The 14,044-nt window shown below is 68.4% G+C and carries 19 protein-coding genes; 6 read left to right on the top strand and 13 right to left on the bottom strand.

Annotated elements, in window-relative coordinates:
- Positions 1–69: 69 nt before the first annotated feature.
- The 6 genes from RTU05_RS13545 to RTU05_RS13520 all read right to left on the bottom strand — a co-directional run bounded on the left by RTU05_RS13545 (position 70) and on the right by RTU05_RS13520 (position 5,680).
- Complete coding sequence (locus RTU05_RS13545) at positions 70–1,614, bottom strand: cellulose synthase operon protein YhjQ/BcsQ (RefSeq protein WP_312598890.1); 1,545 nt, start codon at positions 1,612–1,614, stop codon at positions 70–72.
- A 4-nt stretch (positions 1,615–1,618) separates the two neighbouring features.
- The gene (locus tag RTU05_RS13540; RefSeq protein ID WP_312598889.1) at positions 1,619–2,296 is read right to left on the bottom strand and encodes a CpaD family pilus assembly protein; all 678 of its coding nucleotides are present in this window, start codon (positions 2,294–2,296) and stop codon (positions 1,619–1,621) included.
- A gap of 7 nt (positions 2,297–2,303) precedes the next feature.
- Positions 2,304–3,857, bottom strand: coding sequence for a type II and III secretion system protein family protein (locus RTU05_RS13535; RefSeq protein ID WP_312598888.1), 1,554 nt, complete (start codon positions 3,855–3,857; stop codon positions 2,304–2,306).
- Positions 3,854–4,768 (bottom strand): Flp pilus assembly protein CpaB, encoded by a 915-nt coding sequence (gene cpaB / locus RTU05_RS13530; protein ID WP_312598887.1) that lies wholly within the window; start codon positions 4,766–4,768, stop codon positions 3,854–3,856. The genes RTU05_RS13535 and cpaB overlap by 4 nt, the downstream gene beginning before the upstream one ends.
- A 120-nt stretch (positions 4,769–4,888) precedes the next feature.
- Positions 4,889–5,407, bottom strand: coding sequence for a prepilin peptidase (locus tag RTU05_RS13525; protein ID WP_312598886.1), 519 nt, complete (start codon positions 5,405–5,407; stop codon positions 4,889–4,891).
- Between the two features lie 102 nt (positions 5,408–5,509).
- Positions 5,510–5,680 (bottom strand): Flp family type IVb pilin, encoded by a 171-nt coding sequence (locus tag RTU05_RS13520; protein ID WP_312598885.1) that lies wholly within the window; start codon positions 5,678–5,680, stop codon positions 5,510–5,512.
- A 236-nt stretch (positions 5,681–5,916) separates the two neighbouring features.
- On the opposite strand from RTU05_RS13520, the gene RTU05_RS13515 reads away from it, so the two are divergent.
- From RTU05_RS13515 to RTU05_RS13505, 3 genes are read left to right on the top strand one after another with little or no spacing between them, the layout of a single operon-like run.
- Positions 5,917–6,318, top strand: a complete 402-nt coding sequence (locus RTU05_RS13515) for a pilus assembly protein N-terminal domain-containing protein (RefSeq protein ID WP_312598884.1) — start codon at positions 5,917–5,919, stop codon at positions 6,316–6,318.
- Between the two features lie 10 nt (positions 6,319–6,328).
- On the top strand, positions 6,329–6,886 hold the full coding sequence (locus RTU05_RS13510) for a TadE/TadG family type IV pilus assembly protein (protein WP_312598883.1): 558 nt from the start codon (positions 6,329–6,331) through the stop codon (positions 6,884–6,886).
- Positions 6,883–7,413, top strand: coding sequence for a TadE/TadG family type IV pilus assembly protein (locus RTU05_RS13505; RefSeq protein WP_312598882.1), 531 nt, complete (start codon positions 6,883–6,885; stop codon positions 7,411–7,413). The genes RTU05_RS13510 and RTU05_RS13505 overlap by 4 nt, the downstream gene beginning before the upstream one ends.
- Positions 7,414–7,422: 9 nt before the next feature.
- Here the strand turns inward: RTU05_RS13505 and RTU05_RS13500 are convergent, their stop codons facing one another.
- The 7 genes from RTU05_RS13500 to RTU05_RS13470 form a co-directional block, all read right to left on the bottom strand.
- Positions 7,423–8,736, bottom strand: a complete 1,314-nt coding sequence (locus RTU05_RS13500; RefSeq protein WP_312598881.1) for an anthranilate synthase component I family protein — start codon at positions 8,734–8,736, stop codon at positions 7,423–7,425.
- A complete protein-coding gene (locus RTU05_RS13495; protein WP_312598880.1) occupies positions 8,733–9,512 on the bottom strand; it encodes a tyrosine-protein phosphatase in 780 nt (259 codons plus the stop codon). Before RTU05_RS13495 ends, RTU05_RS13500 begins: the two co-directional genes overlap by 4 nt.
- Positions 9,513–9,533: 21 nt before the next feature.
- On the bottom strand, positions 9,534–9,836 hold the full coding sequence (locus RTU05_RS13490) for a transcriptional regulator (RefSeq protein WP_312598879.1): 303 nt from the start codon (positions 9,834–9,836) through the stop codon (positions 9,534–9,536).
- A gap of 2 nt (positions 9,837–9,838) precedes the next feature.
- Entirely contained in the window at positions 9,839–10,462 is a 624-nt protein-coding gene (locus RTU05_RS13485) for a hypothetical protein (protein WP_312598878.1), read from the bottom strand.
- Positions 10,463–10,603: 141 nt separating this feature from the next.
- On the bottom strand, positions 10,604–10,786 hold the full coding sequence (locus RTU05_RS13480; protein ID WP_087121113.1) for a DUF1328 domain-containing protein: 183 nt from the start codon (positions 10,784–10,786) through the stop codon (positions 10,604–10,606).
- Between the two features lie 111 nt (positions 10,787–10,897).
- Entirely contained in the window at positions 10,898–11,308 is a 411-nt protein-coding gene (locus RTU05_RS13475) for a hypothetical protein (protein WP_312598877.1), read from the bottom strand.
- A complete protein-coding gene (locus tag RTU05_RS13470; protein ID WP_312598876.1) occupies positions 11,308–11,652 on the bottom strand; it encodes a glycine zipper domain-containing protein in 345 nt (114 codons plus the stop codon). Before RTU05_RS13470 ends, RTU05_RS13475 begins: the two co-directional genes overlap by 1 nt.
- A gap of 147 nt (positions 11,653–11,799) precedes the next feature.
- Between RTU05_RS13470 and RTU05_RS13465 the strand changes: the two genes are divergently transcribed.
- The 3 genes from RTU05_RS13465 to RTU05_RS13455 form a co-directional block, all read left to right on the top strand.
- Positions 11,800–12,468, top strand: a complete 669-nt coding sequence (locus RTU05_RS13465) for a fumarylacetoacetate hydrolase family protein (protein ID WP_312598875.1) — start codon at positions 11,800–11,802, stop codon at positions 12,466–12,468.
- Positions 12,465–13,097 (top strand): maleylacetoacetate isomerase, encoded by a 633-nt coding sequence (gene maiA / locus RTU05_RS13460; protein ID WP_312598874.1) that lies wholly within the window; start codon positions 12,465–12,467, stop codon positions 13,095–13,097. Before RTU05_RS13465 ends, maiA begins: the two co-directional genes overlap by 4 nt.
- A 95-nt stretch (positions 13,098–13,192) precedes the next feature.
- On the top strand, positions 13,193–14,044 hold an 852-nt coding region (locus RTU05_RS13455), incomplete at its 3' end, for an aldo/keto reductase (protein WP_312598873.1).

Below are 14,044 nucleotides of genomic sequence, written 5' to 3'. Positions count from 1 at the left end.
AGACGCCGGGGCGGGTCGCGGGGGCGCCGGGGCGACGCCGGGCTGGCCTGTGCGCTTGCCGAACATCCGTCAGCGCTTCTTGAACATGGAGGCGAACAAGGACTTAGCGGCGCCGTCGGCGGGCTTCGGCGCCTTTTCCGCCTTGCCGGGTTTGGCCGGCTTCGCCGCCTTGCCCTTGGGTCCGGCGACGGCGGGCAGTTCGCGGCGCGACACGATCTGGGCCAGGGTCTGGAAGGCCTCGGCCGCCTTGGTCCTGGACCCGGCGTCCAGGATCATCTGGCCATTGTTGGCCGCCGCCCCGAAGGTCTTGGCGTCGAACGGGATCATCAGGCTGGCGTGGACGCCCAAGGCCGCGCCAAAGTCCTTGGCCGGGATTTCGGGTCGGCCCGGCACGCCGATCTGGTTCAGCACCAGACGCGGCGGCGCATCGTTCGGCCGTCCCTGGCGGATCAGGTCGATCATGTTCTTGGCGTTGCGCAGGCTGGCCAGGTCTGGCGTGGCCACCACCACCACCTCGTCGGCGCTGATCAGGGTGCGGCGCATCCACGGCGACCACAGATGCGGCAGGTCCAGCACCACGAACGGCGCGGTGGCGCGGATCTGGTTCGTGACTTCTTCGAACGCCTCGGTCGAGATATCCCAGTCCGTGTCCAGACTGGCGGGCGCGGCGAACAGGCTCAGCTTGTCGGTGCAGCGGACCATCATCCGGTCCAGCAGCGTCGCATCCAGCCGGTCGGGCTGGCCCAGGGCGTCGGCGACGCCGTTCAGCGGATCCTGGTTGAAGTCCAAACCCGCCGTGCCGAAGGGCAGATCATAGTCGACGATGACGGTGTTGGCGCCGATCCGCTCCGAAATTGCATAGGCCGTATTGTGCGCCACGGCCGAGGCCCCCGCCCCGCCCCGCGCGCCGACGAAGGCGATGGTGCGTCCGACAAACGGCTGGGCCGGATCGTTGAACAGGCCGCCGATGGCCGCGATCAGTTGCAGCGGCTGCAAGGGCGCGACCAGATATTCGCTGACGCCGCGCCGCATCAGTTCGCGGAACAGGATGATGTCGTTGGTCGCCCCCACCACGATGACCTTGGTGCCGGCGTCGCAGACCTCGGCCAGCTGATCCACCTCCCAGAGCAGGGTCTGGGGGTCCTTCAGGCATTCGACGATGATCAGGGGCGGCGTCGGCTCGTGCTGATAGGTTTCGACCGCCGCGGCGACGCCGCCGATGCGGATCTGGGTCGTGGCGCGCGACAGGCGCCGATCCTGGGCCGCGCGCTCGGCGGCGGCCAGCGTATCCTGGCGCTCGGCGAAGACATGGATGGCGATGCGCGGCACCGACACCTCGCCGATGGCGGCGGCGGGCGCCAGGCCGGTCGGGGCCAGGGTCGCCGGCGTCAGTTCCATTGTCGCCGGATAGGGTTCGGCCAGACTGGCCTCGGCCTGGGCCACCACCTCGCCGACCGGATTGTATCCGCCGGCCGGCAGGGCGTCGGACGCGGCGGTGAACGGCGTGGGCGCAGACGCGACGCCCGGCGTCGCGGGCAGGTGGTCGAAGTCCATGTCCGCGTCGAAGTCGTCGTCGAACGCTTCAAAGGGGCGGGGGGCGGGCGCTGTGCTCATGGCTTCAGTTCACCGCGCGGGAGACGGCGGTTTCCCGCACCAGGGTTTCCGCCTCGGCCGAGGTCTGTTTGCCGGCGCGGTACTGATCGAAGACCACGGTGCGGCGGCTGGCGTCGGCGGGCGTCATGGCGCGCGGCTGCTGGATGTCGCGCGGATCGGCGATCTGGGCGGCCAGATTGGCCGTGACGGCGCAGCCGAAGTTGGAGGCGGACTGGTTATCGCCCGACCGGCTCAGATTGCCCCAGTTGCGCCCGCACTGGGGCACGACGGCGCGCAGGGTCTCGAAACCCACCACCACCGGCGCGCGCGGGTCTGGCGCGGCGTAGCTGACCAGACGAATGCGGTCGGCCGGCACGCCCCAGGCGGACAGGGCGGCCTGAACGGCATAGGCTTGATTGAGGGCGACCGGGTCGGCGCCGGCCGGGGTCTCGATCACCAGCGGCCCGCCGTCGGCCTGGGCGTAGCGGCCGATGAGGGCCTGAAGGGCCGCGTTCTGGGTCGATGACAGGCCGGCGTCATGCACCGCCAGGGCGATCCGGTCCAGGTTCGGCTCCACCTGAAGCGCATAGCGCGAGGTCGGGGTCAGCGGCGGCTCGCCGCCCAGGCTGGCCGGGCCGCCGACGCAGGCGCTCAGGGCCAGGGTGCAGAGGGTTGCAAGAGCGATAATCGGGGTGCGGATCATGGGGCGCTTACTCGATCACATAGCCGACCGAACCCGCCGGGGGCGCGTTCGGCAGCCCATAGACCTGGTTCAACTGGCCAAAGAGAATGGTCTGACTGTCCGAGGCGATCCGCAGGCCGTCCGCCGGCGTCTGCATCCGATCGGGCGAGGTCGGGCTGACGATATAGGGCTCGACGATCACGACCAGTTCGGTCTCGCCCATCAGATAATCGCGCGACCGGAACAGCTGGCCCAGCACCGGCAGATTGGTGACGCCGGGCAAGGAATCGACGGCCTGGCGGCTGTTTTCCTGCAGCAGGCCCGCGATCATCATCGAGCCGCCCGAGGGGATTTCGATGGTGTTTTCGCTGCGCCGGACGGTCAGCCCCGGCAGGGTGATGGACGAGGGCGTGCCGGCGCCGATGGTCAGGCCGCCCTGAGACGACAGTTCGGACACCTCGACCTTGACCTGAAGGCTGATGCGGCCGCCCGACAGCACGACCGGACGGAAGGCCAGGCCGACGCCATACGGCTTGTACTGGACGGTGATCTGGCCCTGGGCGTCGCGGCTGGCCGGCACCGGGAACTCGCCGCCGGCCAGGAAGCTGGCGGCTTCGCCATTGACGGAGGTCAGGTTCGGTTCGGCCAGGGTCCGCAGCAGGCCGACCCGCTCGAACGCCTTGATCATGGCTTCGCCCTTGTTCAAGCCGTCCGAGCCAGGGCCCGTGCCGGGCTGGGCGGTGTTCCAGTTCGGCGGGTCTCCAGGCGCGCCGCCATTGACAGTGACCGGACAAAGCGCCCCAGGCTGCCAGCCCGCGCCGACGCAAGGAACTTGCAACTGGTAGTTCTTGGTCGTGTCGATCGAAGGACCGGCGCTGATCCCGCCCAGAAGGGCGCCGTTGACGCCCCAGGTGGCCGCATTGCCCAGCAGCCATTGGGTGTCGCCCAGCCGCCCCACGACGGCCGAGGTGTTGAAACCCAGCTGTTTGATGACGTTGCGCTGCACCTCGACCACGCGGACCTTCAGCGTCACCTGGTCCGAACCTGGAACGGTGATCAGGTTCAGCACCTTTTCGGGGGCGGAGACGAAGGCCGAGGCGATGCGCGTCGCCTGCGCCGAAACAGCCGGATTTTCCGCCACGCCGCTAAGGATGATGCTGTCGTTGACGGCTTCGGCCTTGACCTGGCCGCCGGGGATCATGCGGTTCAGCGTGTCCTGAAGCGCGCTGGTGCCGGCGTCCACCCGCACCCGAAGGCTCAGGATGGTGCGCCCGGCGGCGTCCAGGAAAACCGCATCGGTCTCGCCCGGCGCGACGCCGATCACGGTGATGCGGCGCGGCGAATGCAGCATGGCCTCGGCCACCTGCGGGTTGGAGACGATCACGTCGCGCGCGTCCGCCGGCAGATCGACGGCGAAGGATGTGCCGCGCGGCAGGTTGATCAGTTGCGGGGCCGCTCCCATCGACACGGCGGCTCGCGTCTGGGCCACGCCGGCGGGCGCCACGGCCAGACCCGCCAGAAGGGCGCAGGCGATGGCGGCGGTCTTCTGTCTGGGGAAGCGGCGCATCGGATCGACTTTCATGGCACGGCCACCACTTCGGGCGCGCCGCCGCGATAGATGCGAACGGCCTGAGGCCGGGACTGGGCGGGCGTGGGTCTGTGCGTGGCGCCGGACGGCCCGGCTGTGTCCGCGTAGGAGCGCAGCGACAGGGACAATTCGCCCTCCGACTTGGCCTGCGCCACCAGCACGGCGTCCTGCGGACGAACCTCAAGCGTGGCGGTCGCGCCGACCACGGCCTGGGCGTCGTCGCCGACCCGCGTGGCCTGGTCGATGGCCAGGACCTTGATGTTCTGAAGGACCACGCCGGACACATATTTGGACTTTGATCCGCCCTCCACGCCGTCGCGGTTGGTTTCGGCGGTCATGACCACATCCACCCGGTCGCCCGGCAGGATGAAGCCGCCGGCGGCCGATTCCACCGTCACGGCGATGGCCATGGCCCGCATCCCCGGCTCCAGATAGGCGGCCATGTAGCCGCTGTCGCCGGCGCGCACGATCTTGCGCGCCAGGATCGGTTCGCCGGCCAGAATGGGTTCGCGCACGACCGCGCCGATATAGTCGGACTTGGCGCCGGTTCCGGCGATTTCGGTCGCCGCCTTGGCGACGCGCTCGACGGCGACCGCAGCCTTCTGGGCGGCGCTGTCGGCGGCGGGGCGGGCTGAAACGGGCGTCGCGCCGTCCGTGATGAAGACCGGCGCGACTTCGTCGACGGGCCAGTCCTTCCAGGACAGATCGGCCTCGGTGATGCGTTTGCCGGGCTGCAGATCCTTGGCCGCGACCAGGACCTTGGCCATGGGTCGAACCTCGACGGGTGCGGCGGCGGCGGGCGCGGCGGGGGCGTTGGACGACGATCCCATGGCCCGGACAACAAGGGCCAGGCCGATGGCCGATACGGCGGCGATGCACAGAACGACGATACGGGCAGGCTTCATCCAGATGGTCTCCGGCTGGCGCCCTGAGTCGCGGATTCAGTCCCCGACGCCTACCGTTAACGATCATGCGGCCTATCGGTTAACGCTTCCTAAGCGCGCCGAACGCTGGTCAGCTTGGCCTTAACGCCCTGATGCGTAAGCCAGAACCAGTCCGCTCTCGGGCAGGGCCATCAGGGCGCCGATGGCGATGGCGACGCCGTAGGGAATGTCGCCCTTGGGCTGCATCAGATTGACGACCCACCCTTGGGACACCGACGGCGCGACCATGGGGAAATACTGGCGGGCCATGATCAGGAACAGACAAAACAGGCCGCCCGCCACCCCCGTCCACAACAGGAAGGGCGCCACGCCGCTAAGCCCCATCCAGAGGCAGCTGGCGGCCAGAAGCTTGGCGTCGCCCCCGCCGATCCAGTTCAGGGCGAACATTCCCATCCCGATCATCAGCGCGGCGACGCCGACGCCGAGGTGAATGGCGATGTCCATCGGCCCCACGCCGACCAGAAGCGCCGCCGGAAAGAAGGCGCCGATCAGGGCCAGCGAAATCCAGTTGGGAATCTTCATCGTGATCAGGTCGTGCAGACCGCCGACGATGACCAGGGCCGGAAAGACGCCCAGCAGGATGAGCAGCAGAATATCCATGACCGCCATATTGTCGGACAGGACTTAAGGTTGAGTTTCCGCATGCGAAAAGGGCCGGAGCTTTTCAGCTCCGGCCCCTGCCGTCATGATTGCTATGGCGGCTTACGACTGGGGAAGTTTACCAGCGATCATATTGAATGTCCCTTGAAGCTTTCCACTCATCGCGGTCAGAGCCGTGACTAGAGCGACGGCGACCAGGGCGGCGATCAGGCCGTATTCGATGGCGGTGGCGCCCGATTCGTCTTTGGCGAAGCGCGAGATGAACTTGGTCATGGGGATAGTCCTTTTCAAATGGTCCAGCGAGCAACTTGGCGGGGGGAGCCGGTAGCCCGCTTGACCCCCAAACGCAGGATCACAATGCCGCGCCCCCGTTAAATCTGAGTCACGAGGTTTGGTTACGCGCGGATTCACCAAAGAAAATTCTCATTCTGGCGCTTCAGTCTTTGTTGAGGATCGCCGGCCATCATGCGCGTGTCCGCGTTCGCACGCGCCGTTGTTCAGAGCCGCCGATGTCCCGCATCCCCGCCGTTCTTCTGGCCGCCGCCCTGTTGGCCGCCCCCGTCGTCGCCAACGCCCAGGACGGGGCGCTGAATGTCGAGATCGACCGTTCCGCCCGCGTTCAGCTGCGCGGGGCCGCCGCCTCCATCATCGTCGCCAATCCTCAGATCGCCGACGTCTCCATGGTGGACGCTAACACCCTGTTCATCGTCGGCAAGGGCTATGGGGTGACCGAGGTGGTCGCGGTCGACGGGGTGGGCCGCACCCTGTTTCAGCGCGAGATCGTCGTCTCCGGCGGTTCGACCGGCTCGGTGCGGGTCTGGCGCGGCGCCCAGGCGACGGAAATGACCTGCGGCGCCTCCTGCTCGCCCAGCGTCCGCAGCGCGCCCGCCGCCGCCCCGACTGCGCCCTGATCCGCCGGCCATGATCGCGCGCACCTTTCTGGCGGGCTGGATGCGCCGCGCACGCCGCCGTCAGGGGCGCGAGGGCGTCGCCGCGATCGAGTTCGCCATGGTGGCGATCCCCTTCCTGATGATGATCTTCGCCATCCTGGAACTGGGCATGGTGTTCGTGATCGATTCCCTGCTGGAGACGGCGACGACCCAATCGGGCCGTTTGGTGCGGACAGGTCAGGCCGATCAGCAGAAGTTCACGGCCGCCCGGTTCAAGACCGAGCTTTGCGACCGGATGACGGTGTTCAAGAACGACTGCGCCAGCCGCGCCACCGTCGATGTGCGCGTCATCCCTCAGTTCGCCGCGCCCGATCCGCCCGAGCCGATCACCAACGGCCAGATCGACCCGACCAAGGCGATCTACGACGGCGGCAATCCGGGCGATCTGGTTCTGGTGCGCGTCTGGTACGTCCATCCGCTGGTCACGCCCCTGCTCAACCAGGCCACCTCCCGCGTCGGTGCGGGCAAGGTGCTGATGATGTCGGCGACGGCTTTCCGCAACGAGCCCTGGACGAAGTCGGTCCCATGATGCGGCTTCGACAACTGGCCAAGGATGCGCGCGGCGCGGCGGCGGTGGAGTTCGCCTTCCTGGCCCCTCTTCTGATCCTGTTCTACTTCGGCATGGCGGAATACTGCCAAGGCTACATGGCGCTGAAGCGCACCGGCCACGTCGCATCGATGGTGGCGGACCTGGTGTCGCAGAACGACAAGGTGACCAAGGCCCAGATCACCGACATCTTCGCGATCGGGGATCAGATCATCAAACCCTTCCCCAATTCGCCCCTGACGCAGAGGGTCAGCAGCGTCACCCGCGTCGACACCACCACCTACAGGGTCGATTGGAGCGTGAGCCGGGGCGTCGCCGGCAAGCTGACGGTAGCCGACGCCAAGATCCCGTCCGACATGCTGGCGGCCGGGGAGTCGGTCATCGTGGCGGAGGCCAACTACGACTATTCATCGCCGTTCGATATGGTCGCGCCCTATTTCACGCGGTTCGAGCGGATGGCCTACCTGCGCCCGCGCACGGTCGACGTCATCACGTGCACCACCTGCTGATCGATACACTCAAGGCCCGATCAGGGCCTGGCGCATGGCCGAGATCTTGACGTCGGTCTCGGCCCCTTCCTCGGCCGGATCGCTGTCTGCGACGATGCCGGCGCCGGCCAGGGTCCGATAGCGCCAGACCCCGTCCGTCCGCTCGAACCCGGCCGTGCGGATCAGGACCGAGGCGGTCAGCGATCCCTCCTCCCCGATCAGGAACAGCGATCCGCACCAGGGCCCGCGCGGCGGTTCGTGGGCGGCGATCACCTTCATCGCCTGGTGTTTGGGCGCGCCGGTGATCGAGCCGGGGGGAAAGGTCGCCTCCAGCAGCTCCGCCGCGCCGGCCCCGACCCGCGCCGTCGCCGTCACGGTCGACACCAGATGATGCACGGTCGGATGCCGCTCGACCGCGAACAGGGCCTGCACCTGCACCGATCCCGGTTCGGACGCCCGCGCCAGATCGTTGCGCATCAGGTCCACGATCATCAGGTTTTCGGCCCGATCCTTGGCGCTGGCCAGAAGGTCGGCGGCCAGGGCGGCGTCGCGCGCCGGATCGGGATCGCGCGGCCGGGTGCCCTTGATCGGCCGGGCCTCGATCCGGCGGCTGGCCGCATCGAAGCTCAGGAACAGTTCGGGCGAGTTGGACACCAGCGCCCGATCCCCGATCCGCCAATAGGCGCCGAAGGGCGAGGCGCGATCCTGTTGCAACCGCATAAAGACATCGAACGGATCGGCCCGCGGCTTTAGCCGTCCCGACCAGGCGCGCGCCACATTGGCCTGGAACAGCTCGCCCGCTGCGATCCGGTCCACCACATCCGCCACGGCCGCGCGATAGTCTTCGGCCGACGCCTCGGCGTGAAAGGTTTCGGCTGGCGGTTCGGGCGAAGCGGCGGATCGGGCTGTGGCCAACCAGGCCAGCGCGCGATCCGCCGCCGCCTCGGCCTGCAAGGTCGTCGCCCCTCGCCCGGTCGCCTGGACCCGGCGGGCCTGGTGATCGAAGGTCAGCATCGCCGGATAGCGGGCCAGCATCAGATCGGGCCACACCGCCCCGCGCCGTCCCGTCGCCGCCCGCGCGCCGGCGTCATAGGCCGCCAAGCCCACCGTCCCCGCCGAGATCGCAGGGTCGCGCAGAGTATCGAAAAGAGCCACCCCTTCAACCGGCCCGACCTGAACCCGATCCGGCTGCACCGCCACGTGCGACCAGCGTTCGCCCGATCCCCCGCCCGAAATCAGCGCCAGCAGCCCGTCCGTTCCGTCCGCCGCCAGCCCCGCCGCCACCGTCACCGGCTCGACCCAGGCGGCGTCGCGCACCACCCGATGGCTCAGCACATCGCTCACGCCGACAGCCGCTCCACGATCCGGTCGCGCCGGGGGGCATCGACCCCGAGCGCATCACGCAGATAGGCCTCGACCGAACCATGTCGCGCCTCGACCTCCGCCAGGGCTGCGTCCAGATAGGCGGCCTCGACGCCCAGGAAGGCCACCACCGCATCGTCGGCGGCGACGCGGCCGGTCATCTTCTGCAGCTGCCGCGCGATCGACGGCGCGCGCCCGACCAGTTCCACCGCCGCATTGGTCAGCAGATAGTCCTCGACCATGTCGTCGCGCGACACGCCCAGCAGATGATGGGTCAGGGCGGCCAGAAACCCCGTTCGATCCTTGCCCGCCGCACAGTGGATCAGGACCGGGCGGTCCTGATCGGCCAGGGCCTGGAAATAGCGGCTGAACACATCCCTGTGCGCCGCGTCGAACGGCAGGCGGCGATAGGTGTCCTGCATGAACCGACGACCGGACGCCGGCGTCAGGTCCTGGGTCTTCAGAAAAGTGATGTGGGGCGCCTCCACCCCGTCGTCGATCCCGCCCTCGATCACCAGGCCGGACCAGCCGTCGGGCCGTCGCGACGGCTGGTCGCGGCGCTCGCCGGGCCGGCGCAGATCGACCACTGCGCCGATCTCCAGAGCGCCCAGCCGCGCCAGGTCCGCCGCGCTCGCCCGCGCATGGTGGGCGGAACGGAACAGCCGGCCGGGCCGAACCCGGCGCCCCGCCGCCGTGGCGTAGTCGCCATAGTCGCGAAAGTTGTCGATGGCCTCGAAGGCGTGAAGGCGGTCGCTCATGCGCCGCCTTCTACCCTGTTTTCACCGCGCGGGCAGCAGGCCCGCCATCGCATCCAGATACGCCACGAAGGCGGCGCGGCCTTCCTCGGTCAGACGGGCCTCCGTCAGGGGCTTTCGTCCCCTGAAGCTCTTGGTCACGGCGACGAAGCCCGCCTCCTCCAGCTTGCGAAGATGGACCGACAGATTGCCGTCCGTGGTCTGCAGTCGCGCCTTCAGCGTGGCGAAATCCGCCGTGTCGGCCCCCGACAGGAAGGCCATGATCCCCAGGCGGATGCGCCCATGAATGACCTCGTCGATGCGGCCGATGTCGAAATCGTCGGCCATGCTCAGACCACCTCCGCCGGTTCCTGGCGCATGAGGATCAGGCCGGGAACCAGGGCGACGGCGATCAGAATGGCGGTGAACACCAGATAGATCAGCGGGCTGTCGATGAACCAGGCCACCGCCACGGCGCCGACGTAGGCGCAGAGCGCCGTCATCGACATCCAGCGCGTTCGGGTCATGGCCGCGCCGATCATCCAGGCCGAGCCATAGGCGACCAGCACCGCCGTCGGCATCACCGCCATCCACGACCAGTTTCCGGTCTTCACCGACAGGGCGACCAGAGCCAGCCAGGTGACGAAGATGCCGTAGCCGACCGCCTCCCACGCCGACCCGACGGCCTTGTTGCCTGCCGAGTCGAAGCCTGACTTGTTCTTGATGCGACCGATCAGAACGGTCAGGGCGACGGCGAACACCGCGCCTGCGACGACCCAGATCCAAAGCTGCGACCAGGGGTTCAGCCGGATCAGACCCGATTGAATGGTCCATTGGATCAGGCTGGTCGATCCGAACACGATGGCGGCTGTGACCAGGATCGGCCCCGCCAGCAGCGGCGCGTGGCGACCCTCGTGCGCGAGGTTGCGCATATAGGCGATGTCGTCCTGAATGGCCTGGGTGTCGCGGGTCATGGTGGTCTCCTCCCTAGATCAGTAAGGAAAGATCATGCATAAACTTTGCGATGTAAAGTTCTTTTTCTGGCTCGCGTTTCAACGCATGAAAAAGGGGACGAAGCCGAAGCCTCGTCCCCTAATTTCCGATCGGTCGCGCCCTTATAGTCGGGGCGTGCCGCCGCGTCCGCGAAGTCCGCCGGCCACCAGGGCGATGACGAACAGGATGATGGCGACGACGGCGACGAATTTGGCGATTTCGAACGAGAAGTTCGCAATGCCGCCGAAGCCGAGAACGGCCGCGACCAAGGCCACGACCAGGAAGATAATTGCCCAGCGCATCATGGGTTTAGCTCTCCTGAGTTGATGTTGCCGTCGGCGACCCTAAAGCCCTCGTCGGTCCGCTGCATCAACGTCGTGGCGTCTTGGCCGTTCCCTCGTTCGCTCAGATTCCCCTTAACGACGGCGACGGCGCCAATAGCCGCCCTGATCCATCTTGCGGTCCGCGACCATGCTGGCGACGATGGCCGCCAGGGCCGGATTGCGCAGCAGCAGGAAGGCGGCGCCCAGACCGCCCACCGCGCCCACGATGGGGCGTTCGCGAACGATGTGGATCACCTTGCCCAGCAGGCCGGACGGTTCGTCCTCCTCATCCTCCTCCTCGTCGTTCCCGCTGCGCAGGAAGACCAGGATCACGATCAGGGCGACCACGGCGAACAGGCCGAAGGTGACGGCGGCGGCGCCCAGCGGCGTCAGCTTGAGGCTGAGCGCATAGAAGATCGACAACCCCAGGAAGATGACGGCCAGAAAGGCGCTGGCCGCGACGACGGCAGTCGCGACCAGCTTTTTGACGAGACCCTTGAACATCAGCGCCGACGACCGGCCAGCAGCATCCCCAGGATGACGCCCACGCCCATCGCCACGGCGGTCGATTGCAGCGGACGCTCCTGCACCCGCTCGACCACATAGCGCTGCGCCTCGTCCAGGCGTTCGGCGGCGTCGTCGTAATATTCGCGACCGCGCGTGCGGGCGGTGTCGTAATAGCCGCGCGCCTGTTCGCGCACTTCGTCACTCTTGGCGCGCAGCTTGGCCTCGGCCTCGGCGGCCTTTTCGCGCAGGCGCTGGGTTTCCTCGCGGGCGCCGGTCTTCAGATCCTCCTTGAGGGTCTTCAGGTCGGCCTTGATGTCTTCTCGGGCCTTGGTGCTGGCCATGATGCGCGCTCCGTTGAAAGCTTGACGGTAAAGAATAGAGAACCCCGTATGCCAACGCCACTCCTTCCGCGAGGTTCCCGCAGCCATAGCTGGGGCGTCGCGCCAAACCTCTCGTCAGGCTCCGAACGGGGGATTAAGAACGAGACCATGACCCAATGGCTGTTTCCGCCTCGCCCCACGCCGTCCCTGCCCGTCGTCGGCCATGACGCGCGGTTTCCCGTGCGCCGCATCCTGTGCGTGGGCCAGAACTACGCCGCCCATGCGCGCGAAATGGGATCTGACCCTGACAAGCAGACGCCCTTCTTCTTCTCCAAGCCCGGCGACGCCCTGGTGTCGGACGGGGCGGACCCGGCCTATCCCTCGGCGACGGCGAATCTTCATTACGAGGCCGAACTGGTCGCGGCCATCGGCCCGATGGAAGACGGCCGGGTCGGCGTGGTCGGCTGGGCGGTCGGCTGCGACCTGACCCGCCGCGACCTGCAGGCCGAGGCCAAGAAGACCGGCCGGCCGTGGGACGCCGCCAAGGGGTTCGACCAGTCCGCGCCGTGCGGCCCGATCACCCTGGGCGCCCTGCCCGATCCCGCCGGCGCCATCCGCCTGACCGTCAATGGCGAGGTCAAGCAGGACAGCGTGCTGGACGACATGATCCTGAACCCCGACCGCATCGTCGAGGCGGCCGGCGCCCTGTGGTCGCTTCAGCCCGGCGATCTGATCTTCACCGGCACGCCGTCCGGCGTCGGCCCCGTCAAGCCGGGCGACCGGGTCGTCGTCACCATCGCCGGGCTGGAGACCTTGCGTTTCGAGGTTCGGCCGTGATCCTGCACGGCTACTGGCGCTCGGGGGCCAGCTATCGGGTGCGGATCGCCCTGGCGCTGAAGGGCGTCGACTACGATCTGGCGGCCCACGACCTGAGGAAGGGCGAGCAGAAGACGCCGGACTATCTGGTCCTGAACCCCCAGGGCATGGTGCCGGCCCTGCAGAACGGCGACCGCGTCCTGATCCAGAGCCCGGCCATTCTGGAGTGGCTGGAGGAGACCCATCCCGCCCCGGCGCTGCTACCGGCCGCCGCCGACGACCGCGCCATGGTGCGCGCCATGTGCGCCCTGATCGGCTGCGACATCCATCCGCTGAACAATCTGCGGGTGCTGAAGGCTTTGCGGGCCGAGTTCGGCGCCGATCAGGCCGCGGTCGACGCCTGGGCCGCCGGCTGGATCGCGCCGGGCTTCGATGCGTTCCAGGCCCTGGTCGCCCGCCATGGGGCGGGCTGGTGCTTCGGCGACGCCCCCACCCTGGCGGACTGCTATCTGATCCCGCAGCTCTATTCGGCCCGACGCTTCAACATGGACCTGTCGCCCTGGCCCGGTCTTCTGGCCATAGAGGCCCAGGCGCTGAACCACCCCGCCTTCCACGCCGCCCACCCGGATCGCCAGCCCGACGCCGACTGAAAACCTTGGGACCGACGCATATCAGCGGTGGATAAGTAGGGTTCGCTTAAGGTCTCGCTCAGCGTCCCTTAAGCATTGCGCGTCAAAGTGCGGGGGTGTCGTATTCCCCCGCCACACCTTCGGCGTCGTCGCCCATCCATCGCCTGGCCCTGGCCGTGGTGACCGCGCCCGAACGCGCGCCCGGCGCCTTCATGACCGCCCCGTCCGGCGCGCGCGAGGATGCGATGCGCTTCCTGCTGCAGACCGGGGCGGATGCGGGCGTCAAACTGATCGCCACCCGGCCGGACGGCGACGGCGAACGGCTGCTGGGCCAGGCCTGGCCCTTCCCCTCGCCCTTCCAGGTCACGGTCCGCACCGTGGCCCTGAGCGAAGGTCTGGATCGGGTCGAGGCGCGCGCCCGTCGCTCGCTGGAGCGGATGGGTCTGCCACGCGGCGACGTGCTTCTGATCTCCAACGCCGCCGATCTGGCCGGCGCCGAGGGCCGCGCCCTGTGGGACCGCGCCCGCAATCTGAAGGATCGCGGCCTGTTCCGCCGCATCGGCTTCTGCGCCGCGATCGAGGACGGTCCCGCCCTTCTGGCGCGCCGCCTGGAGGCCGACGTGGTCCAGGTGCCGTGCAGCCTGCTGGATCAGCGCGCGGCCCAGGACGGCGTGCTGGAGGCCATCGCCGACGCCGGAGCGAGCGTGCATCTGTCGTCCGTCTTCGCCGACGGCCTGCTGTTCGCGGGGGGCGAGGACCTGCCGCCCGAACTGGCCAGCCACGCCCAGGCCCTGTCGCGCACGCGCCGGCGTCTGGCCGAGCAACGCTGCGACCCCATGCAGGCCGCCCTGGCCTACGCCCTGTCGCTGAAGGGGGTGGACAAGGTGGTGGCCAGCGTCGCCTCGGCCGCCGAATTGCGCGCCATCCTGGCCGCCGCCCACGCGCCCTGCCCCGACCTGGACTGGTCG

The sequence above is a fragment of the Brevundimonas sp. genome, from assembly GCF_032017145.1.
Lineage (GTDB): Bacteria > Pseudomonadota > Alphaproteobacteria > Caulobacterales > Caulobacteraceae > Brevundimonas.
The sequence above is the reverse complement of the archived record's forward strand: the minus strand, read 5'-3'. Positions and strand labels throughout refer to the sequence as shown.

What these genes read in the sequence shown, in the direction of transcription:
- RTU05_RS13510 (WP_312598883.1), top strand. Translation starts at nt 6,329, where the DNA reads ATGATCGCGCGCACCTTTCTGGCGGGCTGGATGCGCCGCGCACGCCGC.
- RTU05_RS13535 (WP_312598888.1), bottom strand. Translation starts at nt 3,857, where the DNA reads ATGAAAGTCGATCCGATGCGCCGCTTCCCCAGACAGAAGACCGCCGCC.
- cpaB (WP_312598887.1), bottom strand. Translation starts at nt 4,768, where the DNA reads ATGAAGCCTGCCCGTATCGTCGTTCTGTGCATCGCCGCCGTATCGGCC.
- RTU05_RS13475 (WP_312598877.1), bottom strand. Translation starts at nt 11,308, where the DNA reads ATGTTCAAGGGTCTCGTCAAAAAGCTGGTCGCGACTGCCGTCGTCGCG.
- RTU05_RS13545 (WP_312598890.1), bottom strand. Translation starts at nt 1,614, where the DNA reads ATGAGCACAGCGCCCGCCCCCCGCCCCTTTGAAGCGTTCGACGACGAC.
- RTU05_RS13490 (WP_312598879.1), bottom strand. Translation starts at nt 9,836, where the DNA reads ATGGCCGACGATTTCGACATCGGCCGCATCGACGAGGTCATTCATGGG.
- RTU05_RS13470 (WP_312598876.1), bottom strand. Translation starts at nt 11,652, where the DNA reads ATGGCCAGCACCAAGGCCCGAGAAGACATCAAGGCCGACCTGAAGACC.
- RTU05_RS13485 (WP_312598878.1), bottom strand. Translation starts at nt 10,462, where the DNA reads ATGACCCGCGACACCCAGGCCATTCAGGACGACATCGCCTATATGCGC.
- RTU05_RS13525 (WP_312598886.1), bottom strand. Translation starts at nt 5,407, where the DNA reads ATGGATATTCTGCTGCTCATCCTGCTGGGCGTCTTTCCGGCCCTGGTC.
- RTU05_RS13515 (WP_312598884.1), top strand. Translation starts at nt 5,917, where the DNA reads ATGTCCCGCATCCCCGCCGTTCTTCTGGCCGCCGCCCTGTTGGCCGCC.
- RTU05_RS13505 (WP_312598882.1), top strand. Translation starts at nt 6,883, where the DNA reads ATGATGCGGCTTCGACAACTGGCCAAGGATGCGCGCGGCGCGGCGGCG.
- RTU05_RS13520 (WP_312598885.1), bottom strand. Translation starts at nt 5,680, where the DNA reads ATGACCAAGTTCATCTCGCGCTTCGCCAAAGACGAATCGGGCGCCACC.
- RTU05_RS13540 (WP_312598889.1), bottom strand. Translation starts at nt 2,296, where the DNA reads ATGATCCGCACCCCGATTATCGCTCTTGCAACCCTCTGCACCCTGGCC.
- RTU05_RS13495 (WP_312598880.1), bottom strand. Translation starts at nt 9,512, where the DNA reads ATGAGCGACCGCCTTCACGCCTTCGAGGCCATCGACAACTTTCGCGAC.
- RTU05_RS13480 (WP_087121113.1), bottom strand. Translation starts at nt 10,786, where the DNA reads ATGATGCGCTGGGCAATTATCTTCCTGGTCGTGGCCTTGGTCGCGGCC.
- RTU05_RS13465 (WP_312598875.1), top strand. Translation starts at nt 11,800, where the DNA reads ATGACCCAATGGCTGTTTCCGCCTCGCCCCACGCCGTCCCTGCCCGTC.